Here is a 21680-nt window from a genome sequence, read left to right on the forward strand (position 1 = left end):
TCACTTGAACTTCTTGAAATGCCGGCAGTGCTGCGGCAGGAACCGACGATGGATTCAATGCCCGAACGCCCGACAGACAATCAGGGGGGACGCCCCGCCATTCCAGCGGGCATGGACTTCGATCCAGCGCGATTCGGCAAGTTCATGATGAGCCATGGGCATACCGGCTTCATCGGCATGCAGTACCAGTCCCACGGCGACAACTGGGTGGAGCTTGCCCTGCCATGGCGGGAAGATCTTGTGGGCGACCCCGATACCGGCGTGCTCGCCTCCGGGCCGATCATCAGCTTGCTGGACAATGCGACCTCGATGTCGGTGTGGGCGCTGCGCGGCGGATTTCGCCCGCAAGTGACGCTGGACCTGCGGGTCGACTATGTAAGGGCAGCGACGTCCGGCAAGACCATCGTCGCCTGGGCCGAGTGCTATCAGCTCAAGAAGTCGATGGCCTTCGTCCGGGGCATCGCCCACGATGGCGACATTGCGGATCCGGTGGCCCATGCAGCCGGCATCTTCATTCAGGTCGAAGCGGATGGCTGGGCGCGCAGCCGGGAGGCCGAGGCGTGAACGACCTTGCAGACCGCTTGCCGCCCTATGCGCGCGCAATGGGCATCCGCATGAACGGCATGCTCGATGGCGCGCCGTTGCTCACCATGGATTTCAGCGACCGCGCGATGGGGCGCCCCGGCTATCTTCACGGCGGCGCCATTGCGGGAATGCTCGAGATCGCCGCGATCATGGCGCTCCACGCCGAACTGGGCGAAAAGGGCGCGAACGTGCGAATCAAGCCAGTGAACATCTCGGTCGAGTATCTGCGCGGCGGAGTTACGGTCGAGACGTTCGCGCGCGGACAGGTCGTGCGTGCTGGTCGCCGCATTGCCAACGTCCGTGCCGAGGCATGGCAGGCTGACCGCGACAAGCCTCTGGCAAGCTGCTGGATGAACTTCCTGATCAAGCCCCGGAAGGCTTAGTCTTCAACTATCTTCAACAGCTTGCGCTCGATCGGTGAAAGCACGCCGGCAAGGTCGTGACCGCGCTTGAGGACTTGTCCCGCTTCGCCGAACAGCGCCCACATGCCCTGCTTGCCGCGCAGCGACGGGCGTTTCTCGATGCGGGCGCTGGGTCGTTCGGCCGTGCGCTTGAACGCGGCGAAGACGGCGGCGTCCTTGCCGAAGTCCATCGCGTAATCACGCCAGAAGCCCGCGGCGACCATGCGGCCATAGAGATCGAGAATCTTGAGTATTTCGAGCCGATCGAAGCCCACCTGCTGAACAGCACGCGCGTTCGGAAAGGGCACGACCACGCCGGGCGGGCCGGCATCAGGTCCGGTCACGCTCAGCTGCGGGTCCTGCGACCGACCGTCGTCGGCGTCGGCGCTGGCGTCGATCCGTCACCGCCCGGCTGCGCGGCGATCAGTGCCGAGACCTGAGCCTTGAGCGCTGCGACCTCGGCCTCGAGCTCGTCGACCCTTGTCCCGCCATTGGGTTCGCACGGTTCCTTGCATGGCGTGCCGTAGGGTATGAATTCCTTGAGCCAGGTTTCTGCGGGAACCAGCGTCGAACGAGCCTTGAGCCCGATCATCGTCGCGCCTTCGGGCACATCGTCGGTAACCACCGCATTGGCACCGACGCGCGCACGCGGCCCGATGGTGATCGGACCCAGGATCTGGGCTCCCGAACCGATGATCGCGTTATCTGAAAGAGTGGGGTGGCGCTTTCCGGGGATGCCATTGGCCGGGTTGGTGCCGCCAAGCGTCACGCACTGGTAGATCGTGACATTGTCACCGATCTCTGCCGTCTCGCCGATGACGGTGAAGCCGTGGTCGATGAACAGGTGCTTCCCGATTCTGGCGCCAGGGTGGATGTCGATCGCCGTCAGGAAGCGCGAGAAATGGTTGACCAGACGAGCGAGGAAAAACAGGTCGGCCTTGAACAGCCAGTGCGCCACGCGGTGGAAGCCAACGGCCCAAAGCCCGGGGTAGAGGAGAATCTCCCAGCGCGACCGCGGCGCGGGATCGCGCGAGCGGATCGAGTCCAGATAGGCGATCAGGCCGTTGAACATGCCCCGATTCTCTCTCTTTCAAGCGCCTAAAGCAAGCGCGGCTGGAATTCCCCTGTCCGCTCCGCCAGCGCGTCGCGTGCGAGGGATATGGTGACGGGTGATTTACGCTCAAGGGACAGACGGTCAAGAGTTTCAATCAGCAACTCGATTTCGGCATACGAGCGCTCCACCCTTGGCAGCAGATAGGCAAGTACGGCCTCGCCCAGCACAATGCCCCGGCGCAGCGCATGTTCCATCAGCAAGCCCGCAACCAGGTCGTCATCAGGCGCGCCGATTTCGACAAGCAGTGCCGCCCCCAGACGCGAAGCCAGGTCCGGCAGCATGATCTTCCATTCGCCGCGCGGGCGGTCGCTCACGAGCAGCAACGGGCGGCCATCGGCTTGAGCCCGGTTCCAGACATGAAAGACGTCGTTCTCTGGCAGCGAATCGGCGCCGTCGATCACTTCCCCTGCCCCGCTTTCGACAAACCAGCGCGCCAGCAGGCTCTTGCCAGAGCGCGGCGGCCCGGTGAGGATCGCGGTCCGGAACGGCCAGTCCGCCGCATTCTGCAGCGCCGCGATAACAGGATCGAGCGCCGGACCGGTGATGACCGTTTCGGCACCACGCGCCGTGACCAGCGGGAGGGCGATCTGTGACGACATGCTGACGCCTATACGCTCAGGATGCGGCCGGGATTACGCCTGATTCGCCTACTTGCGAATCGAAAGCGCGCCCGCCCCCACGGTGACGCGCCAGCCCTGCGCGCGCAGGGCCGCCGCCAGGGCCTCGATCTCGCCGGCGTAAGTTACGCGCATGACCGACGTGCCGCCAAGCGCGATGGAAGTCGAAGCGGCGCTCTTGACCCCTGCGACACTGCGCACCGCAGCCATGCCAGCGTCAACCGCAGCGGCATCGGCAGTCGGGAACTGGACAGTGAATGTCGAGGAAACCGCGGCTGCCGCCGGAGCGCTGGCTGCAGCGCTCGGTTCCGCTCCGGGCACAATGCCCGGGTTCGACTGCGCGACCGGGGTCGCCTTGGCCAGCGTCTGTTCGATCAGCGCCGGGTCGATCTGCGGGGCGATGTTGAGCGTGGGATCGGGGCGCAAGGTGCCGGCGACCAGCGCCTGCGTATAGATCGCGTCGATTCGGCCGATGGCGTCCTCGAGCATCCTGGGCAGGTCTGCCTCGCTTTTGGCCGTCAGCTCGAAGCTGCCGAGGAAGCGGTTGTCCGGGCCGTAGCGGGCGCTGAACGTTCCGCGCACCGGGCCGCCGGGATAGTCCCGTTCGAGCCGGGCAATCGGCATGATCACGTCCGCCGCGCCGAATTCGTCGAGAATCAGGCGCCACCAGTTGCGGCTGCGCCGATCGAGTTGGCCGGCAGTGAGCAGCAGCGAGTCCGAGCCGGACCCTGCCGGCCGGACGTAGTCGATCGCGCTGGCGCCGGTGCGATACTCGGCCCACGCCTTCTGCCAGGGGTTGCGCGTTTCGAATACTGTGGCAACGCCGCCCTGGTATAGCACCGGGACCACGAGCAACGGTGCCGAACGGGCCTTGGCCCCTCCCATGCCCAGCCGCTCGCCTGTGCGCGCGCGGTCGAATATCACGCCGACCGTCGCGATGTAGCGGCGTGGCCCGATCTGCTCGCGCTCGACCACGACGGCAGCCACCATCGATTCGATGGTGGCATCGTCGAGTCCCGGCACGCTGCCGCCGGTGCCGTTCGATTCCCACAGCTTGGCCCAGGCCTTGCGCTGCGCCTCGCGCCAGCCCTTCGTGCGCGCATCCTCGGCATTGTCGCCGCTGACGTTCACCTCGATCCCGCGCACCTCGTAATCGCCGTTGCTGGCAATCGGGGGAATACCGCGATCGCCTTCGATCTGGGCAACCAGCGCAGCATCGCCAAGCCCGGAAACAAGGGCAAGACCGAGCAGTATCGCCTTGCGGTTCTTCGCATTCTGGAAAGGCAGGGAAAGGGCGACCAAAGGAACTCCGAACCTTGTGCGACCGCGTTTGCGGCCTTCATGTTGCCCGGAATTCGAATTCCGCAACGGCAAGCGCCGCTTTTGCCGAAACGAAAGTGGAAATCCAAGCGGGAAAGCGCTAGGCGCGCCTCCCATGAGCGACAAGCAGGAAAAGCCCGAGAGCTACAGCTACGCCAAGGCCGGCGTGAACATCGCCGCTGGCAATGCGCTGGTGAAGGCCATTGGCCCCATGGCGAAGGCGACCGCCCGCCCCGGTGCGGACGCCGAGCTTGGCGGATTCGGCGGCTTTTTCGACCTCAAGGCAGCAGGCTACAAGGACCCGCTGCTGGTGGCCGGAAACGACGGTGTTGGCACCAAGGTCAAGCTGGCGATCGATCATGACCGCCATGACAAGATCGGCATCGACCTTGTCGCCATGTGCGTGAACGACCTGATCGTGCAAGGCGCCGAGCCGCTCTTCTTCCTCGACTACTTCGCAACGGGCCGCCTCGACAACGGAGTGGCCGAACGCGTGGTCGCGGGCATTGCCGATGGCTGCAAGCTGGCCGGTTGCGCGCTGATCGGCGGCGAAACCGCCGAGATGCCCGGCATGTACGCCGATGGTGACTACGATCTGGCGGGCTTCTGCGTGGGCGCAGTAGAACGGGGCGAACAGCTTACCGGTGACCGCGTGGCCGAGGGCAACGTGCTGCTTGGCCTGGCCTCGTCGGGCGTACACTCCAACGGCTATTCGCTGGTTCGCCGCCTTGCTGCCGACAAGGGCTGGAAGCTGGACCGCCCTGCCCTGTTCGACAACGAGCGCCTGCTGATCGACTACCTGATTGAGCCGACCCGCATCTATGTGAAGACCCTGTTGCCGTTCATCCGCTCCGGCCGGATCAACGCGCTGGCGCACATCACCGGCGGTGGCCTGCTCGAGAACGTGCCGCGCGTGCTGCCGCAGGGGCTGCATGCGCGCATCGATGCCGATAGCTGGGAACAGAGCCGCCTGATGGCTTTCCTTCAGGCGCAGGGCAATATCGAGCCGGAAGAGATGGCGCGGACCTTCAATTGCGGCATCGGCATGATCCTGGCGGTGGACCCGGCGCAGGCCGATTCGCTCGCCGCCGATCTCGCCGCAGCCGGCGAGTCGGTCTATCGCGTCGGCACGATCGTCGCTGGCGAGAAGGGTTGCACCGTTACCGGCAGCGCCGAGACGTGGTCCGCGCGCGAGGCATGGGAAGCCACCCACATTGGCTGACCGGGTTCCCGTCGCCGTCTTCATATCGGGCAGCGGCACCAACATGGCCGCGCTGCTCTATGCGAGCCGTGCGGCGGACTGCCCTTATGAAATCGTTCTCGTCCTCTCGAACAATCCCGAGGCCTCGGGCCTGAAGCTGGCCGAGGCCGAAGGCGTGGCGACATTCTGCCTGCCGCACAAGGGCATTCCCCGGCCCGAACACGACGCGCTGATGGAAGCCGAGGTGGTCCGGGCCGGTGCGCGCTATATCGCGCTGGCAGGCTACATGCGCATTCTCAGCCCGGAGTTTGTTGGGCGCTGGGAAGGCCGGATGCTCAATATCCATCCTTCGCTGCTCCCCAAATACAAGGGCCTGCACACCCACGATCGCGCGATCGAGGCGGGCGACAGCCACGGTGGTTGCACCGTGCATCTGGTGACTGCCGAGCTCGACGATGGTCCGATTCTCGGCCAGACGCCCGTCGCGATCATCCCCGGCGATAGTGGCGACAGTCTTGCAGCGCGGGTCCTGTTCGCCGAGCACCAGCTCTATTCTCGTACCCTCGCCAGCTACGTCGCGCGCGAAAGCAGCGCGGAATGGCTGCTCGAGAAGGTGCGCGCCCTCGCTGCCGCCCTTCCCGATGTTGAGGAGCGAGAAAGCCACGGCGCTCCCGGCTGGCGCGTCGGCGGCAAATACTTCGCCTATTTCAACGACCAGCACCACGGCACGCCGCATATTGCGCTGCTGGTGAAGACCAGTGGGCAGGACGAACTCGCCGCGCTGATCGAGCAGGACGAGGACACCTGGTTCCGGCCGGCCTACTACGGTGCGAGCGGCTGGGCCGGCCTGATCCTGAACCGCCCCGATGTCGACTGGGAGCATGCCGCCGACTGGCTTCGCCGCAGCTGGGCCGCAGTCGCGCCCAAGCGGCTCGCTGCCATGCTGGAGTTCTGAAGGGCACCATGCAACTCACGGCCATCCGTCGCATCTATGCACACACCGGCCTGCAATCGTTTGTTGAAGCAAGCGGCGGGCTGTTCGTAGTTGGCTTCCTGGTCAAGCAGGGCCTCAGCCCGGCACTTGCACTGGCGAGCTTTGCCCTGGTGCTGCTCTCGCGATTCGCCTTGCGTGCCGCGGTGCTGCCCATTGCGCACGCGCATGGGTTGCGCACTGTCCTGCTGCTGGGCTGCGCCGTTCGCGCCGCCTCCTTCCTGATGCTGCCATTTGTCGAAGGCACAGGACTGTTGCTGGTGGCCTATATCCTCGTCTCCGGCCTTGGCAGCGTGCTCTACTGGACGGGATATCACGCCTACGTCTCGGCCGCCGGCGACAACGCGGCGCTGGGACGGCAGGTGTCGATCCAGCAGGCGACCACCGCCGCCGTCGGCATCGTGGCGCCGGTGGCTGGCGGTTTCCTGCTGTCCGGGGCGGGACCGGTGATCGGCTTTGCGGTGATCGCGGCCATGCAGCTTCTGGCAGGCCTGCCACTGCTCAACGCACCCAACCCGGCGATCCCGCGCGAAAGCCGCGCGGCCCCTGAGATCGTCGGTGCCGGACGGCGGATCTATTTTGCCGAAGGCCTTCAGGCTGGCTGTTCGGTCGTGGTCTGGAACCTGGCGCTTTTCGTGACCTTGGGCCAGAACTTCGAAAGCTTCGGCGGCGCTCTTGCGCTTGCGGGCCTTGGCGCCGCGGCCGGCAGCCTGATCATCGGCCGTTTGATCGATGGCGGGCGTGGAACGCATTCGCTGGCGCTGGCCTACGGGCTTGGCGCGGCCGTTCTGGTGGTCAAGGCGCTGGCTTGGGCTTCTCCCCTGCCCGCGCTCGTTGCCACGGCGCTCGGCGCGCTGGCCGCGCCGATGCTGGCCACCGCCATGCTCTCGCCGCTCTATGCCATGGCCCAGCGCTCGCAATGCACGCTGCGGTTCAACATGGCGACGGAAGGCGGATGGGACCTGGGCTGCTCGACTGCGGCGCTGGTGGCCGCGACCCTGCTGGCAACGGGATTTGGCTACACCGCGCCAATCCTGCTGGGTCTGCTTGCAATGGCCGGCATCGGGTGGGGCCTGACGCAATGGTATCGCGGCGAGAAGGCGCTCGCGGCCTAGATTTCACTGGCCTGTACCTGTGGCCTGCTTTCACGCGTGCCACGATAGCGGACGGCGCTGTCATTGGGATCGCCCGCGATCACGACATGATCGTCATGCACCTCGAGCAGTTCGCCCGCAAAGGGCATATCCTCGAACATCGGGTTGCCGACGATGCGATAGCTGACCGTGTCGCCAACCTTGAACGCGCTGGCATCGAAATTGAACTCGAAGGGACAATCGCCCCCGCCCATACCCTGCATCGGTCAATCTCCTGTGCCGCTCAGGCTAGACGAAAAGGCCGCCGGGAGGAACCGGCGGCCTTTGTCATTTGGTCGCGTGTTCCGGCTCAGAATTCGTAGCCGAAGGTCACGCCGTAGGTCCGCGGCGGCATCAGCGTGCCACCGATGGTGCGGCTGGTCGCAACCGCATAGCTGCCCGCCCAGACCAGTTCGTTGGTCAGGTTGCGAACGAACAGGTTGATCGACGAACGGTCGTCCGAATGGCGGTACTTCACGTTGGCATCGACCATCACGTAGCCATCGGCGGCCATGCGATCATCGTTGAACTCGGTGTGATACTGCTTCGAACGGTAGGACACGTTCGTACCGAACATGACGCTGGCGCCGCTGGCAAGGTTGGTCGTGTAGGTCGGGTTGAAGTTCAGCGTCCACTTCGGGCTCATGCGGGTTGCGTTGCCCGACAGGTCCTCGTCTGGCAGGGCCGCGCCACCGGGGCCGAACAGTGCTGCGTTGAGCGGGTTCTTCGAGAAGAACTTGGTGAACTTCGAGTTCAGGTAGGCAGCCGAGGCATCGATGGCGAGGCCATCGAACGGGCGCCAGCGCAGTTCGAATTCTGCGCCATAGGCCCGCGATTCCGCAGCATTTTCAAGCGCGCTGGCGAAAAACGGCGCGGCCGGGATCGGGAAGGTCCGCTGGAACTGGCCGTTCTTGAGCTTCTGGTAGAACACCGCAAGGTTCGTCTGCAGCGCACCAGCACTGTACTTGATGCCGCCTTCGAAGGCTTCGACCTTTTCCGGGTTCACGAACGGCGTGACAGCCGTTGCCGAGCGACGCGAGCCGATCTCGGCCGTGCCCGACTTGAAGCCGCGCGACCAGTTGAAATAGGCCATCACGTCGTCGTTCGGGCGGAACTCGAGGCCGAGCGACGGCGAGAAATCGTCCCAGGTCTTCGCGGTATCCCACTGCAGCGGATCAAGGTTGAAGCCGGTCGCGGCAGTGCCGATACCGCTGTTGTTCTTGAGCTTGCGCTTTTCCCACGAGTAGCGACCGCCGGCCTTGACCGAGAACTGCTCGGTCAGGTCGTAGGTCACGTTGCCGAACACGGCCCAGGTCTCGACATCGAGCTTGCCGTCGAACTGGACGCGGAACGGATCGGTGTTGCGCAGCACATCGAAGCCGATGTGGTTTTCGACGCGGATGTGATCCTGCAGGTAGAAACCGGCGAAGACCGCGTGCAGCCTGTCGGTATCGACGTTGAGCTGCAGTTCCTGGCTGAACTGGTTCTCGAACACAGGCTGCCAGTGGTTGGCGCTGGTGCGCACGGCATTGGTCTGCGCCAGCGGATAGCCGGCGTAGGACGACATGTCGAAATCGTGGAAGAAGATCGCGCGGAAGTTGCGGTAGCTGGTCAGCGACTTGAGCGAGATCGTGTCCGATGCCGCATAGTCCATGATGCCGGTGAAGGCATACTGCTTGCGATCATTGATCGGATCGTAGTTGGTGTTCAGGTTGCGCACGTTCTTGGCGAACGAGGCCGCACTGCCATCGGCATTCGTGCGCTGACCGAGCGCGGTCAGGCTCGGCACGGTCGTGCCGGGGAACGAGACCTCGCGGAACTTCACGGCGAGCGAACGATCGTCCTCGGTGTGGAGCTCGCCGGTCAGAAGGATCGAGAGCTTGTCGGTCGGCAGGAACTGCAGGTGACCGCGTACCGACCACTGGTTGGCATTGTCGATCTGGTTGCCGGTGAACTCGTTGATGCCGAAGCCGTCGCGCTTGATGCGCTGGACCGCCACGCGGGCGCGCACGCCCTCGGCGATCGGGCCACCGATGGCGGCATCGGTCTGCACCAGGAAGGCATCGCCGCCAAAGGTCTGGCGGACATAACCGTCGAGCGTGTCGGTCGGCTTGGCGGTGATCAGGTTGACGGCGCCGCCCGTGGCGTTGCGACCATAGAGGGTGCCCTGCGGCCCGCGCAGCACTTCGACGCGCTCAAGATCGAACATCGAGCCAAGCTGCGCCTGGGCCAGGCTGACGACCACGCCATCGACGTGGAGTGCGACCGAAGGATCGACGCCGGGCAGCGAGCTCGACAGGCCGATGCCGCGAATGAACAGCTTGGCGAAGTTGAAGTCGTTGCCGAAGCTGATCGAGGGAACCAGCGCCTGCAGGCCTTCGAGATTGACGGTGTTGTTGGCGGCAAGCTGTTCGGTGCCGACAGCGGCCACCGAAAGCGAGACGTCCGAGAGCGACTGCGCACGCTTCTGCGCGGTCACGATGATTTCGGTGCCACCCTCGGCAGAAGCCGCGTCCTGTGCAGCGTCCTGCGCCAGAACGGGTTGCGAAAGGGCGAAGGTCGCAGCGGCAAACAGACTGGTGCGCGCGAGCAGGCGCGCCGAAGCGCGGGTTGTAAACATCAGGTATCCTCCCTGAAGAGACCGGAGCGGCCTCAGCGTTCTCGTGTTGGAACAGGAAGATGATTACGCCTTGTATGCGGTGCTTACAATTATGGTTATGTGCGATAACATGTGTTTTGCAACGATGCGTTGCATCTGCGCAACATTGGCAGAAAGTGCGTATCCCACCCCACGAAAAAGGGCCGGCGCACTGCTGCACCGGCCCCCTTTCCGTGATGGCTTTCGCCGATCAGCCGACGATTTCTTCCGGCTTGAAGAAGTAGGCGATTTCGATCGCCGTGTTCTCGTCCGAGTCCGAACCGTGGACCGTGTTGGCTTCGATCGACTCAGCCAGTTCCTTGCGGATCGTGCCGGGTTCGGCGTTGGCAGGGTTGGTCGCGCCCATGATGTCGCGGTTGCGCTGCATGGCGTTCTCGCCTTCAAGCACCTGCACGACGACCGGGCCCGAGATCATGAACTCGACCAGATCGTTGAAGAAGGGGCGTTCCTTGTGAACGGCGTAGAAGCCTTCAGCCTGCTCGCGCGACATGTGGATGCGCTTCGAAGCGACGACGCGAAGGCCTGCTTCTTCCAGCATCTTGGTGACCGCGCCGGTCAGGTTGCGACGGGTGGCGTCGGGCTTGATGATCGAGAAAGTGCGGGTAACCGCCATGGGAGCATTCCTTGCGATGTAGGGATTCTGATTGCGCGCGCCCCTAGCGATCTTTGTGCTGTGGTGCAAGGATGGCGCTCAAAGGCGTGTGAAAGCGACGGTCTCGCAAGTCTGAAAGGGTGGTTTGGCGACCTTCTCGAACCAATTCCCATCGAACGCTTTCAATTCGTCAAAGCTGCGCAGGAGTGCGCGCCATTGCACACACTCTTCGTGAAAAAAGTGGACTGAGCCGGAAACGCTAACCTCGCAGCAGATGAGATCTGCTGTAATCTCATCGCGTTTGAAGAAGATCACGCGATCGATCTGATCAGGTGTGAAGCCAAGTCCCGGCGCTGGGTTCATGGCCCTTCCTTCCACTTCCCTCCCTCTTGCCGCCAGTAGCGGCGCTCGACGCCCTCGCGTGAACCCAGCATGCGCCAGCAGCCCCGTGCATCGTCGATGCGGGCGGGCGGGAAGAGAAGGAAGACACGCTCAAACTCGCCCTCGCGCCATATACCGTCGGCAAGTGCGAGATACCGCGCGCCGTTGGCCGGTTCGGGCGCGTCCGAGAGGAGAATTGGCTGACGGTCGTCGTGTGCTGTCCCGGCCCGCCCGTTGGCGAGGAACGTTTCGGGCAGGCGCGTCCAGAGCGCCTCGCTGACGCGGCGGAGCTGCGCCTCATCATCCGACACGACCAGCAGCCGCTCACCCGCGCCAAGGGTATTGCGCGCGATCAGCGGCAGGACCTGCTCGGCAGGATCACTAGTCAGCTGATAGAAATCGACGCGCATCAGCCGGCCACCTTGTTCTTGCCGCTACGGCAGCGGTCGGAACAGAACTTCACGTTGTCCCAGTCCCGCTCCCACTTCTTGCGCCATGTGAACGGGAGACCGCAAGCGGCGCAAATCTTCGAGGGAAGATCAGACTTGCGCCGCATCTTGGGCATTGTTGTCGATCCCTTCGGGATGCACAATCCGCGTCCGCGAATTGTGCTTCGGTACCGGCCCGCTCCCCCCGGCCCGGCCACCCATAACCTACCTGTCAGGTGACCGGCCCAGGGGAGTGGGCCGGTACCTCAAGCCTCAGGCCTCCAGCACGTCGCGGACATACCGATCAAGCACGCGCACACCGAAGCCCGTCGCGCCCTTGTCCCAGGTCTGGCCGGGCTTGTCCGCCCAGACCATGCCGGCGATGTCGAGGTGCGCCCAGGCCACGCCCTTGTCGATATAGCGCTGCAGGAACTGCGCTGCGGTGATCGAGCCACCATAACGCGGGCCGACGTTCTTCATGTCGGCGATCGGGCTGTCGATCAGCTTGTCGTAGGATGGGCCCAGCGGGAAACGCCACAGCTTGTCGCCGGTCGCCTTGCCGGCTGCATCGAGCTTTGCGGCAAGGTCGTCGTCATTGGCGAACAGACCGCCATATTCATGGCCGAGCGAGATTATCATTGCACCGGTCAGCGTGGCGAGATCGACGATGGTCTTGGGGCCGTATTCCTTCTGCACCCAGGTCAGCGCGTCGCACAGCACGAGACGGCCTTCAGCGTCGGTGTTGATCACTTCCACAGTCTGGCCGGACATCGAGGTGACCACGTCACCGGGGCGCTGGGCATTGCCATCAGGCATGTTCTCGACGAGACCGCAGACGCCGATGACATCGGCCTTGGCCCTGCGCTTGGCGAGAGCGAGCATGGTGCCGGCCACCGCGCCAGCGCCGCCCATGTCCCACTTCATGTCTTCCATGCCAGCGGCAGGCTTGATCGAGATGCCGCCAGTATCGAAGGTCACGCCCTTGCCGACGAAGGCCGTCGGCTTGTCAGCCTCTGCGCCCTTCCAGCGCATCGCCAGCAGCTTGGGCTCACGCACCGAACCCTGCGCCACGCCCAGCAGCGCGCCCATGCCCAGATCGGTCATTTCCTTGAGACCAAGCACGAGGATCTCGACTCCGGAGCCTTCAAGGCGCGCCTTCGCGCGTTCGACGAAGCTTTCAGGATAGATGATGTTTGCAGGTTCAGCGACAAGTTCACGGGTGAACTCGATGCCTTCGGCCAGCGCCGATTCGATTTCCCAGGTCGCTGCGGTGCCTTCGGGCGCGTTGACCGCAACGATTTCGACAAGCGACGGCTTCTGTTCGTCAGCCAGCTTGGTGCGATAGACATCGTGGCGCCACGCCCGAAGGCGCGCCCCGAACAGCACGGCGGCGGCCTCGGCACCGGACAGGCCCGATGCGCTGAAGTCGATCGCCAGCGATCCCTCGCCCGAGGTCAGAAACTTTGCCGTAAGCGCAGCGCCCGCCTTTTCGAGATTGGCAGAGCGATCAGCGGCATCGGCTCTGCCCGTGCCGGCCAGCGCCAGCCGGCGCACGCCGCTGTCCGTTCCGACGAACGCTTCGAAGACCTGTCCGACCTTGCCGGCAAAGCGCGCAGCCGCCGCGCCCTCGCGCGCGACACCATCGAGGTCGGACGGCAGGGCGTCCTGCGCGACCAGGCGCGCGACGAGGCGGGGAAGCGGGGCATCGCTGGTACGGAAAACGACCTTCATCGGGAACTCCTGCTCGGCATGGGCGTCACACTTCGGCGCAAAGGGCGGGAAGCGGAAATTGTGGAATTGCAGTTAGGGTGCACTGGTGCGATAGGCAAGCGCATGCAACCCGCCCGGCGGCCGCAGCCGCAAGCCCTTGATCGTCGCTTGCGCCTTGCGCGCTTGGCCGCTGCCCCCGTCGTGGCGCTACTCGCACTGGCTGCCTCGCAAGCCCAGGCGCAGGAGGCGCCACTGTCCTCGCCTGCAGGTGACGAATCGGGCGTCGACGATCAGGTCCGCTTCGAAGCGGACAAGGTCCGCTATGACAGCAACGCCGAAAAGGTCTTCGCCGACGGCAATGTCGTGCTGCGCCACGATGTCCAGACCGTGCGGGCAGACAATGTCACGTGGGATCGCAACACCGGGCAGATCCTGGCCACCGGCAACATCCGCTTCGTCGATGAAGACGGCAACATCGTCTACACCGACCAGGTCGAGCTGACCGACGAGTTCAAGGCCGGCGCGATCGAGGACCTGCTGGTGGTCCTGCGCACCGGGGGCCGCCTTGCCGCCGAACGCGGCACGCGCGACGAGTTCGGCAACATGACGCTCGAGAACGCGGCCTATTCGGGCTGCGCGGTGGAAGACGGGAACGGCTGCCCGAAGAAGCCGAGCTGGGAAGTCACGGCGGCCCGTGTCTATTTCGACGCCAAGCAGAAGCGCGTGAAATACAAGGGCGCGACGCTGCACATGTTCGGCGTGCCGGTCCTGCCGCTTCCGGGCCTTGGCCACACGTCCGACTTCCGCGCCGAAACCGGCCTGCTGATTCCGGACTTCCGCCTTGGCGCGGCCAACGGCGCAGAAATCAGCGAGACGTGGTACTGGCGCATTGCCGACAATCGCGATCTGGCGCTGACCGGGACGTTCTATACCGGTTCGCTGCCGATGCTGACCGCGAAATACCGCCACCTGACGAATCTCGGCGCATTCCAGATCACCGGCTATGCCACCCGGTCAGGCCGCATCCCGTTGGGCGCGCCCTTGAACACCACGCCGACCGGCCAGCAGAAGTGGCGCGGATACATCGAAGCGAACGGCAAGCTGCAGTTCTCGCCGCACTGGAGCCTGACGGGATACGGCCGCCTGGCCTCCGACCGCACCTTCCTGCGCCGCTACGACATCACGCGCGACGACCGGTTGCGGTCCTCGCTCAATATCGAGCGAATCGACGATACCAGCTATCTTTCGATCGCTGGCTGGGTGACGCAGACCCTGCGCGTGGGCGATGATCAGGGCATGGTGCCGCTGGCCCTTCCGGTGATCGACTACCGCCGGCGCCTCATGTTCGAAGGCATCCCCGGCAAGTTCGAGCTGGAGGCCAACAGCCTCGCCATCGTGCGGACCGCCGGCCAGGACAGCCAGCGCGCCTTCGCCCGCGCGCAGTGGGACATGCGGACATTGACCGGGCTGGGTCAGGAAATCACGCTGACCGGTCTTGTCCGGGCAGATGCCTATCACAGTTCGGACAACGACCTGACCACGACCGCGATCTATCGCGGGCTGCCCGGGTGGCAGACGCGCGGCATCGCCACTGCGGCAGTCGATGTGAAGTGGCCTTTCGTGGGCGACATGTTCGGCGGCACGCAAGTCATCACGCCGCGCTTCCAGATCGTGGCGTCGCCAGACGTCCGCAACTTCGAGATCCCCAACGAGGATTCGCGCTCGGTCGATCTCGAGGACACCAACCTCTTCGCGCTCAACCGCTTTCCCGGACACGACCGCATCGAAGACGGCGTGCGCTTCACCTATGGCTTCGACTGGACCTTCCAGCGCCCCGGCCTTCGGGTGACTACCACCGTGGGCCAGAGCTATCGCCTGTCGACGCAGGCCTCTATCCTGCCCGACGGCACCGGCCTCACCAATCGCGCGTCGGACTATGTCGGCCGCACGACCGTGCGGTTTGGCGACATCATCAAGCTGACCCACCGCTTCCGGCTCGACAAGGACAGCTTCGCGCTGCGCCGCAACGAGTTTGACGCGACGATCGGCAACCATCGCCGCTACGCCGAAATCGGCTACCTCAAGCTCAACCGCAACATCGCCACGACGTTCGAGGACCTGCAGGACCGCGAGGAAGTGCGCCTTGCCGCGCGCACGCCGATCACCCGCACCTTCTCGGTGTTCGGATCCGCGATCATCAACCTCACAAACCGCGACGAGGATCCGACGCTTACGTCCGATGGCTACCAGATGCTTCGCCACCGGCTGGGCGTTGCCTATACCGATGATTGCCTTGACCTGTCGTTCACGTGGCGCCGCGATTATGTGAACATCGGCGATGCCGTGCGCGGCAATTCGTTCCAGATTTCGCTCTCGCTCAAGAACCTCGGGGTGAAGTAGCCTCCTCTATTGCCCTTTTGCGTCTGATGCGCCACTCAGCTTGGGTTAAGCCGCGCGCGGCCAAGGACACCGAGATAGCAGAAGGCTGCCGTTTGAGCGCCAGTTCGACAGGACCAAATACCCGATCATGAAGTCCACGCTGAACATTACCCGCAAGGCGCTTACGCGCGCGCTGGGTTCCACCGCCATGGCAATCGCCGCTGTTTCGCTGACCGTATCGCCGGTCATGGCGCAGGGTGCCAATGCGCCGCTCAATATCCCCGCGAACCCGACGATGTTCGGCAAGAATGATCCCAACCTGCGTCGCGCCACCGCGATCATCAATGGCGAGATCGTGACCGGCACTGACGTCGAGCAGCGCCTTGCGCTGATCGTCTCGGCCAACCAGGGCAAGATCGATGCCGAGGAAAAGGAACGCCTGCGCATGCAGGTGCTGCGCAACCTGATCGACGAGACGCTGCAGATCCAGGAAGCCAAGGCAGCCGACGTGCCGGCTGGTGACGCGCAGGTCGAAGCGACGTACGAGCGCGTGGCCACGCAGAACTTTGGCCAGTCGCCCGAGGCGCTGGAGAAGTACCTTGCCCGTATCGGGTCTTCATCGGCATCGCTCAAGCGCCAGATCCGTGGCGAACTTGCGTGGCAGAACCTCCTGCGCCGCAACGTCCAGCCGTTCGTGAACATTTCCGAAGGCGAAGTCCAGGAAGCGATGCAGCGCCTCGAAGCCTCCAAGGGTACCGAGGAATACCGCATCGGCGAGATCTTCCTTGCCGCGACCGACGTGAACAAGCAGCAGGTCTTTGCAAACGCGCAGAAGATCGTCGAGCAGCTCAAGGGCGGCGGCAGCTTCGTCGCCTATGCCCGCCAGTACTCCGAAGCCTCGACCGCGGCAGTGGGTGGCGATCTTGGCTGGATCCGTCTTGCGCAGTTGCCATCCGAACTGAGCGCCGCGGCAGGAACGATGGCCGCCGGCCAGCTTGCCGGACCGATCGAAATCCGCGGTGGTTTCTCGATTCTCTACCTGATCGACAAGCGCCAAGTGCTCACCGCCGATCCGCGCGACGCCCTGCTCAGCCTGAAGCAGATCTCGATCGAATTCCCCAAGGGTACCTCGAACGAGACTGCAGGCAAGCGCGCGGCGGAGTTTGCGGCTGCCGTGAAGGCAATCAAGGGCTGTGGCGATGCCGAAGCCCAGGCTACCAAGATCGGCGCGACTGTCGTTGCCAACGACCAGATCAAGGCGCGCGACCTGCCGGGCGCCTTGCAGGAAACCTTGCTCAATCTGCCCGTCGGCCAGACCACGCCGCCGTTCGGTTCGATCGAGGAAGGCGTTCGTGTGCTGATGCTTTGCGGTCGCGACGATCCGAAGGTCAGCAACGGCCCCAGCTTTGACGAGATGATGGCGCAGATGGAGGACGATCGCGTGAACAAGCGCGCTCAGACCTACCTGCGCGACCTTCGCCGCGATGCGGTGATCGAATACAACTGATCCGATCTATCCGGCGGCGAGCAACTCTGCCGCCGCCGGGCCTTCCTCGAGCAGCGTGATCAGCCCGCGCTCTTCGCGACTGAGCCAGCGCGTCGCACGCGGCAGGCGCAGCCCGGCACGCCATGTCTCCTGCTCATCCACCAGCGCCATGACCGCCGGGTGGACGTAGCTCTTGCGGGCAATGGCAGGGGTGTTGCCGAGGTGGTCGGAGACCTGCGTCAGTAGTTCCTTCAGTTGCACCTTGCCTTGCGCGTTGGCCAGCGCCTCGAAGCCGAGCACGCTCGCCCGCCAGGTGCGGAAATGCTTGGCGGTGAAGTCCTCGCCCATGACTTCGCGCAGCCAGTCGTTGACGTCGGCTGACCCGATCGCGCAGGGGGTGCCATCGTAAGTGATGTACTGGAACAGGTTCTGTCCGGGCAGGTCCTGCATCTTCTTGACGAAGCGCACGAGACTGCGATCGGTAATGCGCATTTCCCGATCCTTGCCCGATTTCGCGCGGAAGCGCAGGCGCAGCACCTGCCCCTTCACCTGCGCATGCTTCATCCGCAGCGTGGTGGCGCCGAAACTGTCGTTGCTGCGCGCATAAGCCTCATTTCCGACGCGAATGCCGCCGGTATCGAGCAGACGGACGACACTGGCGATGCAGCGGTCACGCGACAGCCCGCGCGAGGAAAGCTCGTCCTCGACGCGCGCGCGCACCAGCGGCAGCAACCGCCCGAATGCGGCACAGCGATCGAATTTCTCCCCTTCCCGCTCCGCACGGAAATCGGGGTGATAGCGATATTGCTTGCGCCCCTTGGCGTCGATGCCGGTGGCCAGAATATGCCCGTTGGCCGCAGGACAGAACCAGGTGTCAACGTAGGCAGGAGGAAGCGCGATCGCATTCAGGCGGCTAATTTCCTCGCGGTCGGTAACCCTCTGCCCCTTGGCATCGAAATAGGCCCAGCCGCGCCCGCACCGCCGGCGGGTGACGCCGGGAAGACTGTCATCGACATGCACGAGTTTTGCGGCTTTGCTGGTCATGTGGCGGCGAACGGTCAGCAGGGCCTTGCGGTTCCGGTGCCAAGTCCGCAATATAGTATGCAACACTAACAAATGTTCGAAGGAGCGCGCGATGTCCGAAGATTATGTTCCGCCAAAGGTCTGGACCTGGGACAAGGCGAACGGCGGCGCCTTTGCCAGCGTCAATCGCCCGATCTCCGGTCCGACGAGCGAGCGTGAGCTGCCCGTCGGCAAGCATCCGTTCCAGCTCTATTCGCTGGGCACGCCCAATGGCCAGAAGGCCACGATCATGCTTGAAGAGCTGCTCGAGATGGGTTTTTCCGACGCTGAATATGACGCCTGGCTGATCAAGATCTTCGATGGTGATCAGTTCACCAGCGGTTTTGTCGACATCAATCCCAATTCCAAGATCCCGGCCATGGTCGATCGCTCAGGCCCCGAGCCGGTCCGCGTGTTCGAATCGGGCGCGATCCTGATGCACCTTGCCGAAAAGTTCGGCGTGCTCTTGCCCGCGTCGGGTCCAGCCCGGGCCGAGTGCCTGTCTTGGCTGTTCTGGCAGGTCGGTTCGGCACCGTTCATCGGCGGCGGCTTCGGACATTTCTACAACTACGCGCCGTTCAAGATCGAATATGCGATCGACCGCTATGCAATGGAAACCAAGCGCCTGTTCGATGTCGCCAATCGCCGCCTGGCGCAGACGCGCTTCCTTGCAGGCGACGATTACACGATTGCCGATCTTGCGACCTACACCTGGTTCGGCAACATCTATCGCGGCGAAGCCTATGGTGAGGCCGCAACCTTCCTGTCGATGCACGAATACGAACACGTAGGCCGCTGGGTCGGCGAAATCGATGCCCGCCCCGGCGTGATCCGCGGCCGTCTCGTCAATTCGCAAAAGGGCTTGTCGGAGCGGCACGAGGCCAGCGATTTCGACGCGCTCGCACCCGAAATGCTGCAACCGGCCAAGCGCAACTGGTAACCTGTTCGAAAGGGGTGGCGGCAATGTCAGGTCACCCCTTTTCATCCCCGCAAGCCACGCTATAAGCGCGCGCTCTGCTGGGGCGTCGCCAAGTGGTAAGGCACCGGTTTTTGGTACCGGCATTCGCAGGTTCGAATCCTGCCGCCCCAGCCAGCAGAAATCCTTGGGTTCAAGTGATTCGCTGAAAAAGTTATTCACCACGTTCCGCACTCCGTTCCGCAGTCGTATGTCTGCTTTCGAGCTTCGCCACTGCCGAATTGCTCTGTGCTGCCGTCATTGCCTGGTAGCGATCCAGCATCTCCATGACGGTCTTGAGCGTCCATCCCAGCACGGCCGCGATCTCTGACGGCGTGCAGTTTGCGTCGGCCAGATTCGTGCAAGCCGTCCCGCGCAGGTCATGGAAATGCAGGCCATCGAGACCGGCGGCGAGCGTCGTCTTGCGCCAGTGATGCATGAAGTTGATCGGGCGCGGGTCTGTTGTCCAAGGCTTGCCGGCGGCTGTCGTCAGGATGGTCGATGCCCGGCGCGGCGTCTTGTCGAGAATCGCCTTCAGTGCAGACGGCACCGGCATGTCGACCTTGCGTTTGCGCTTGCCCTGCCGGAAAACCAGACGGCCATCCTTGTAGCTCGACCAGCCCAGCTTGAGCACGTCAGTCTGGCGCTGGCCGGTCCATAGCGCCAGATCCAGCGCAAGGGCCATCTCGGGCTCAGCCACAGCGCGGAATGCCTCGATATGCTCGGGCAGCCACAACTGCTCCGACCGATCGGCCTTGTAGACCTTCTTCGGCCGCGTGGCGTGGTTGTTACTGATCATGCCGCGATCGCGCGCCCATTCCAGAACGATTCGCAGGACGCCGAATGTTGCGTCGGCCTGACGCGGTGATGATTTGGCCAGCCTGTCGCGCCAGTCCAGAAGCCGTTTGCGGATCTTCGGATCATCGACAGCGGCCAGCGGGTATGTCGCGAATGCCGGACCTTTCTCGAGCAGTTTCGCCGCGGCGATCTTGTCGAGGTGTCCCTCGTAATCAGACTTGGTGCGCTTGGCCAACTTCGAGAAATCCGGACTTGCGCGGTACCCGTCGAGCACTTCCTGCAGGGTACCATCGACGCGGGCCTTGCGTGGTGCCTCGACAGCCGCCTGATAGCTGCGCATGAACGCCATGCTGCCGGGATAGAACGGCGCGTCCTCGTCACCCTCGATGGGCTTCAAGGCACCGAAACCACGCAGGTAGTAATAGGTGATATAGGCGCCGGTCCTGAGCTTCTTGTGGCTCTCGTAGACGCCTTTGAGCTTAAGCCGCATGGCTCTGTTCCCACTCTTCCAACGGCGACAGCTTCGGTTTCGCCGCGGCCTTGTCGAGCCCTGCGATACGATCCAGCGCTGCATCATGGGCGCGGATGTCGTAGCGCGTCGTCCCCGGTACCGGTCCCGGCACGATGCCGCGCTGGTGCCAGTTGTCGTATGTGGCCGCGCTGATCTCGCCGAGATAGGCGCAGATACCGTCTTTTGTGAGCAGGCGGGTCATGCTGCCCTCACCTCTTGCGTTGCGATCTGGTCCACTTCTTTGATGCGCTCACCAATGAATCGCATCACGTTCACTGCCATCGAATTTCCAATGCTCCGATAGCGTGGTCCATCCGGGCAATCGGCATCAGGCTTCTTGCGCCATGCGATCTTGGTCCAGTTGTCGGGAAAGCCTTGCAGGCGTTCGCATTCGGTCGGGGTTAGGCGGCGTACTGCCCACTCGGCAGCAATCGCCCCAACGCCAAGGCCACCACGGCCACCACGGCCACCACGGCCACCGTTCGGTGTCAGGATCGCATTGGAAGTACCATCCTGCCGGTACTCCAGATTGGAGCCTTCTTTGCGGCCTCTCTCCATGATGGTGAAGGGTTCGGCGATGCACGGTTGCCCCTGCCCCGGCTTCCCGCCTCCTGTAGTGAGTTGCGAGGATACCTGACCATCGCCACCGCAAAGGCGGATCTCGGCGCGGCTGTTCTCGGCAAAGGCGACCGGCACAAGGCTGTCGCAGGTATGCCATTGACGTGGGCAAACATGTCGTCGGCCTTGAACGGGTCGGAGCCAGCGCACTCGGCAAGGCTGGCTGCGTGATGAGCCAACTCCGCCCCACATCAGACGAAGGACAAACGCTGTGAGCAACCCTGTCCAGTCATCAAAGTCGCGTCTCGCCGAACTGGTCTCACTCGACATCAGCATTCCGGACGCTGCTGCCCGCATCGGCATCACCAAGAACCGCGCCTACGCGATTTGGGCTGAAATCAAGCGGGAGCTGGGCCCGCAGGCAGCATGACCCGCGACGAACAGCAGGCCGTGGCTTGGGCGGTCAAACTCCTTGATGGATTCTTCGCGTTGACCGGCATGGGGCCGAAGCCGGAGAACCGTGCGCTTTTCGAGACCTTGCGCGGCATGGCGAAAGGCAGGCGCTCATGAAGCCCGGCGCCCGCTTCCCCCGCAGTCGCGAGAACGTCACCAAGCGCGAAAACGCTGTTGCAGCGTTCGCCAAGGCTTCGACCGCGCCGCTGCACACGCTGACCGAAGCCATGCTTGAGAGCATTGCGGCCAGCCATGCCCGCCGCGGCACCCGTGATTTCGACCAGCTGCTCGCCAAGCTGCGCGACACCGTCGCCGCTCGCCGCCTTCGTGAGGCCGCATGAACTGG

The 21680-nt window shown here is 64.0% G+C and carries 26 protein-coding genes and 1 tRNA gene; 12 read left to right on the forward strand and 15 right to left on the reverse strand.

All coding sequences use genetic code 11. The features are described from left to right. The first annotated feature begins 48 nt into the window (after positions 1-48). Positions 49-564 carry a PaaI family thioesterase gene (locus B9A23_RS11640; protein ID WP_084279250.1) on the forward strand — a complete coding sequence of 172 codons (516 nt, stop codon included), beginning with the start codon at positions 49-51 and terminating at the stop codon, positions 562-564. A 38-nt stretch (positions 565-602) separates the two neighbouring features. Then, entirely contained in the window at positions 603-968 is a 366-nt protein-coding gene (locus tag B9A23_RS11645) for a PaaI family thioesterase (protein ID WP_084279252.1), read from the forward strand. Here the strand turns inward: B9A23_RS11645 and B9A23_RS11650 are convergent. The 4 genes from B9A23_RS11650 to B9A23_RS11665 are packed head-to-tail and all read right to left on the reverse strand — an operon-like array spanning position 965 to position 4019. After that, positions 965-1300: a DUF2794 domain-containing protein gene (locus B9A23_RS11650; RefSeq protein WP_254895085.1), complete on the reverse strand. Its 336-nt coding sequence runs from the start codon at positions 1298-1300 to the stop codon at positions 965-967. The genes B9A23_RS11645 and B9A23_RS11650 overlap by 4 nt on opposite strands. Positions 1301-1332: 32 nt before the next feature. After that, positions 1333-2058 (reverse strand): serine O-acetyltransferase EpsC, encoded by a 726-nt coding sequence (epsC, locus tag B9A23_RS11655; RefSeq protein WP_084279180.1) that lies wholly within the window; start codon positions 2056-2058, stop codon positions 1333-1335. 26 nt (positions 2059-2084) lie between these two features. Continuing rightward, a complete protein-coding gene (locus B9A23_RS11660; RefSeq protein WP_084279182.1) occupies positions 2085-2699 on the reverse strand; it encodes an HdaA/DnaA family protein in 615 nt (204 codons plus the stop codon). A gap of 48 nt (positions 2700-2747) precedes the next feature. Continuing rightward, positions 2748-4019 (reverse strand): hypothetical protein, encoded by a 1272-nt coding sequence (locus B9A23_RS11665; protein ID WP_084279255.1) that lies wholly within the window; start codon positions 4017-4019, stop codon positions 2748-2750. Positions 4020-4152: 133 nt separating this feature from the next. Here B9A23_RS11665 and purM point away from each other — a divergent pair, with 133 nt between their 5' ends. From purM to B9A23_RS11680, 3 genes are read left to right on the forward strand one after another with little or no spacing between them, the layout of a single operon-like run. Next, positions 4153-5259: a phosphoribosylformylglycinamidine cyclo-ligase gene (gene purM / locus B9A23_RS11670; protein WP_084279184.1), complete on the forward strand. Its 1107-nt coding sequence runs from the start codon at positions 4153-4155 to the stop codon at positions 5257-5259. Beyond that, positions 5252-6193: a phosphoribosylglycinamide formyltransferase gene (purN, locus tag B9A23_RS11675; RefSeq protein WP_084279185.1), complete on the forward strand. Its 942-nt coding sequence runs from the start codon at positions 5252-5254 to the stop codon at positions 6191-6193. The genes purM and purN overlap by 8 nt, the downstream gene beginning before the upstream one ends. Before the next feature lie 8 nt (positions 6194-6201). Beyond that, positions 6202-7344, forward strand: coding sequence for an MFS transporter (locus tag B9A23_RS11680; protein ID WP_084279186.1), 1143 nt, complete (start codon positions 6202-6204; stop codon positions 7342-7344). Here B9A23_RS11680 and B9A23_RS11685 read toward each other — a convergent pair. The 7 genes from B9A23_RS11685 to B9A23_RS11715 form a co-directional block, all read right to left on the reverse strand. Next, positions 7341-7586 (reverse strand): hypothetical protein, encoded by a 246-nt coding sequence (locus B9A23_RS11685; RefSeq protein ID WP_084279187.1) that lies wholly within the window; start codon positions 7584-7586, stop codon positions 7341-7343. The two genes, B9A23_RS11680 and B9A23_RS11685, sit on opposite strands and share 4 nt — an antisense overlap. A gap of 86 nt (positions 7587-7672) precedes the next feature. Beyond that, a complete protein-coding gene (locus B9A23_RS11690; RefSeq protein ID WP_084279189.1) occupies positions 7673-9982 on the reverse strand; it encodes a TonB-dependent receptor in 2310 nt (769 codons plus the stop codon). Between the two features lie 229 nt (positions 9983-10211). Continuing rightward, positions 10212-10634, reverse strand: coding sequence for a nucleoside-diphosphate kinase (ndk, locus tag B9A23_RS11695; RefSeq protein ID WP_084279190.1), 423 nt, complete (start codon positions 10632-10634; stop codon positions 10212-10214). A 78-nt stretch (positions 10635-10712) separates the two neighbouring features. After that, positions 10713-10976 (reverse strand): hypothetical protein, encoded by a 264-nt coding sequence (locus B9A23_RS11700; protein ID WP_084279192.1) that lies wholly within the window; start codon positions 10974-10976, stop codon positions 10713-10715. Continuing rightward, a complete protein-coding gene (locus B9A23_RS11705) occupies positions 10973-11404 on the reverse strand; it encodes a DNA polymerase III subunit chi (RefSeq protein ID WP_084279193.1) in 432 nt (143 codons plus the stop codon). The genes B9A23_RS11700 and B9A23_RS11705 overlap by 4 nt, the downstream gene beginning before the upstream one ends. After that, on the reverse strand, positions 11404-11559 hold the full coding sequence (locus B9A23_RS11710; protein WP_084279195.1) for a DUF2256 domain-containing protein: 156 nt from the start codon (positions 11557-11559) through the stop codon (positions 11404-11406). The genes B9A23_RS11705 and B9A23_RS11710 overlap by 1 nt, the downstream gene beginning before the upstream one ends. 136 nt (positions 11560-11695) lie before the next feature. Further along, positions 11696-13153: a leucyl aminopeptidase gene (locus B9A23_RS11715; RefSeq protein ID WP_084279196.1), complete on the reverse strand. Its 1458-nt coding sequence runs from the start codon at positions 13151-13153 to the stop codon at positions 11696-11698. Between the two features lie 102 nt (positions 13154-13255). Between B9A23_RS11715 and B9A23_RS11720 the strand changes: the two genes are divergently transcribed. Continuing rightward, a complete protein-coding gene (locus tag B9A23_RS11720) occupies positions 13256-15532 on the forward strand; it encodes an LPS-assembly protein LptD (protein ID WP_084279197.1) in 2277 nt (758 codons plus the stop codon). 127 nt (positions 15533-15659) lie between these two features. Further along, positions 15660-17018 (forward strand): peptidylprolyl isomerase, encoded by a 1359-nt coding sequence (locus B9A23_RS11725; RefSeq protein WP_084279199.1) that lies wholly within the window; start codon positions 15660-15662, stop codon positions 17016-17018. A gap of 6 nt (positions 17019-17024) precedes the next feature. Here the strand turns inward: B9A23_RS11725 and B9A23_RS11730 are convergent, their stop codons facing one another. Next, positions 17025-18041 carry a DNA topoisomerase IB gene (locus B9A23_RS11730; protein WP_084279257.1) on the reverse strand — a complete coding sequence of 339 codons (1017 nt, stop codon included), beginning with the start codon at positions 18039-18041 and terminating at the stop codon, positions 17025-17027. A gap of 91 nt (positions 18042-18132) precedes the next feature. On the opposite strand from B9A23_RS11730, the gene yghU reads away from it, so the two are divergent. Both yghU and B9A23_RS11740 read left to right on the forward strand, forming a co-directional pair. Next, positions 18133-18999 carry a glutathione-dependent disulfide-bond oxidoreductase gene (yghU, locus tag B9A23_RS11735; protein WP_084279201.1) on the forward strand — a complete coding sequence of 289 codons (867 nt, stop codon included), beginning with the start codon at positions 18133-18135 and terminating at the stop codon, positions 18997-18999. Between the two features lie 78 nt (positions 19000-19077). Then, positions 19078-19152, forward strand: a tRNA-Gln gene (locus B9A23_RS11740). A gap of 37 nt (positions 19153-19189) precedes the next feature. On the opposite strand, the gene B9A23_RS11745 is transcribed toward B9A23_RS11740, so the two are convergent. From B9A23_RS11745 to B9A23_RS11750, 3 genes are read right to left on the reverse strand one after another with little or no spacing between them, the layout of a single operon-like run. Then, positions 19190-20302 (reverse strand): site-specific integrase, encoded by a 1113-nt coding sequence (locus B9A23_RS11745; protein WP_176217968.1) that lies wholly within the window; start codon positions 20300-20302, stop codon positions 19190-19192. Next, a complete protein-coding gene (locus B9A23_RS22795) occupies positions 20292-20525 on the reverse strand; it encodes a hypothetical protein (protein WP_176217969.1) in 234 nt (77 codons plus the stop codon). The genes B9A23_RS11745 and B9A23_RS22795 overlap by 11 nt, the downstream gene beginning before the upstream one ends. Further along, positions 20522-21019, reverse strand: a complete 498-nt coding sequence (locus B9A23_RS11750) for a DNA cytosine methyltransferase (RefSeq protein ID WP_217806599.1) — start codon at positions 21017-21019, stop codon at positions 20522-20524. The genes B9A23_RS22795 and B9A23_RS11750 overlap by 4 nt, the downstream gene beginning before the upstream one ends. A 133-nt stretch (positions 21020-21152) precedes the next feature. Here B9A23_RS11750 and B9A23_RS23055 point away from each other — a divergent pair, with 133 nt between their 5' ends. From B9A23_RS23055 to B9A23_RS11755, 3 genes are read left to right on the forward strand one after another with little or no spacing between them, the layout of a single operon-like run. Next, positions 21153-21311, forward strand: a complete 159-nt coding sequence (locus tag B9A23_RS23055; protein WP_217806600.1) for a hypothetical protein — start codon at positions 21153-21155, stop codon at positions 21309-21311. Beyond that, a complete protein-coding gene (locus B9A23_RS22800) occupies positions 21308-21451 on the forward strand; it encodes a hypothetical protein (protein ID WP_176217970.1) in 144 nt (47 codons plus the stop codon). Before B9A23_RS23055 ends, B9A23_RS22800 begins: the two co-directional genes overlap by 4 nt. Further along, positions 21448-21675 (forward strand): hypothetical protein, encoded by a 228-nt coding sequence (locus tag B9A23_RS11755; RefSeq protein WP_084279205.1) that lies wholly within the window; start codon positions 21448-21450, stop codon positions 21673-21675. Before B9A23_RS22800 ends, B9A23_RS11755 begins: the two co-directional genes overlap by 4 nt. Positions 21676-21680 lie beyond the last annotated feature (5 nt).

This window comes from Novosphingobium sp. B1 (assembly GCF_900176395.1).
In the GTDB taxonomy this organism is placed as follows: Bacteria; Pseudomonadota; Alphaproteobacteria; order Sphingomonadales; family Sphingomonadaceae; genus Novosphingobium.

Coding starts and splice junctions, on each gene's coding strand:
- B9A23_RS11640 (WP_084279250.1), top strand. CDS start 49: ATGGATTCAATGCCCGAACGCCCGACAGACAATCAGGGGGGACGCCCC.
- B9A23_RS11645 (WP_084279252.1), top strand. CDS start 603: ATGGGCATCCGCATGAACGGCATGCTCGATGGCGCGCCGTTGCTCACC.
- epsC (WP_084279180.1), bottom strand. CDS start 2,058: ATGTTCAACGGCCTGATCGCCTATCTGGACTCGATCCGCTCGCGCGAT.
- B9A23_RS11660 (WP_084279182.1), bottom strand. CDS start 2,699: ATGTCGTCACAGATCGCCCTCCCGCTGGTCACGGCGCGTGGTGCCGAA.
- purM (WP_084279184.1), top strand. CDS start 4,153: ATGAGCGACAAGCAGGAAAAGCCCGAGAGCTACAGCTACGCCAAGGCC.
- B9A23_RS11680 (WP_084279186.1), top strand. CDS start 6,202: ATGCAACTCACGGCCATCCGTCGCATCTATGCACACACCGGCCTGCAA.
- B9A23_RS11685 (WP_084279187.1), bottom strand. CDS start 7,586: ATGCAGGGTATGGGCGGGGGCGATTGTCCCTTCGAGTTCAATTTCGAT.
- B9A23_RS11690 (WP_084279189.1), bottom strand. CDS start 9,982: ATGTTTACAACCCGCGCTTCGGCGCGCCTGCTCGCGCGCACCAGTCTG.
- ndk (WP_084279190.1), bottom strand. CDS start 10,634: ATGGCGGTTACCCGCACTTTCTCGATCATCAAGCCCGACGCCACCCGT.
- B9A23_RS11700 (WP_084279192.1), bottom strand. CDS start 10,976: ATGAACCCAGCGCCGGGACTTGGCTTCACACCTGATCAGATCGATCGC.
- B9A23_RS11705 (WP_084279193.1), bottom strand. CDS start 11,404: ATGCGCGTCGATTTCTATCAGCTGACTAGTGATCCTGCCGAGCAGGTC.
- B9A23_RS11710 (WP_084279195.1), bottom strand. CDS start 11,559: ATGCCCAAGATGCGGCGCAAGTCTGATCTTCCCTCGAAGATTTGCGCC.
- B9A23_RS11715 (WP_084279196.1), bottom strand. CDS start 13,153: ATGAAGGTCGTTTTCCGTACCAGCGATGCCCCGCTTCCCCGCCTCGTC.
- B9A23_RS11720 (WP_084279197.1), top strand. CDS start 13,256: ATGCAACCCGCCCGGCGGCCGCAGCCGCAAGCCCTTGATCGTCGCTTG.
- B9A23_RS11725 (WP_084279199.1), top strand. CDS start 15,660: ATGAAGTCCACGCTGAACATTACCCGCAAGGCGCTTACGCGCGCGCTG.
- B9A23_RS11730 (WP_084279257.1), bottom strand. CDS start 18,041: ATGACCAGCAAAGCCGCAAAACTCGTGCATGTCGATGACAGTCTTCCC.
- yghU (WP_084279201.1), top strand. CDS start 18,133: ATGTCCGAAGATTATGTTCCGCCAAAGGTCTGGACCTGGGACAAGGCG.
- B9A23_RS11745 (WP_176217968.1), bottom strand. CDS start 20,302: ATGCGGCTTAAGCTCAAAGGCGTCTACGAGAGCCACAAGAAGCTCAGG.
- B9A23_RS22795 (WP_176217969.1), bottom strand. CDS start 20,525: ATGACCCGCCTGCTCACAAAAGACGGTATCTGCGCCTATCTCGGCGAG.
- B9A23_RS22800 (WP_176217970.1), top strand. CDS start 21,308: ATGACCCGCGACGAACAGCAGGCCGTGGCTTGGGCGGTCAAACTCCTT.
- B9A23_RS11755 (WP_084279205.1), top strand. CDS start 21,448: ATGAAGCCCGGCGCCCGCTTCCCCCGCAGTCGCGAGAACGTCACCAAG.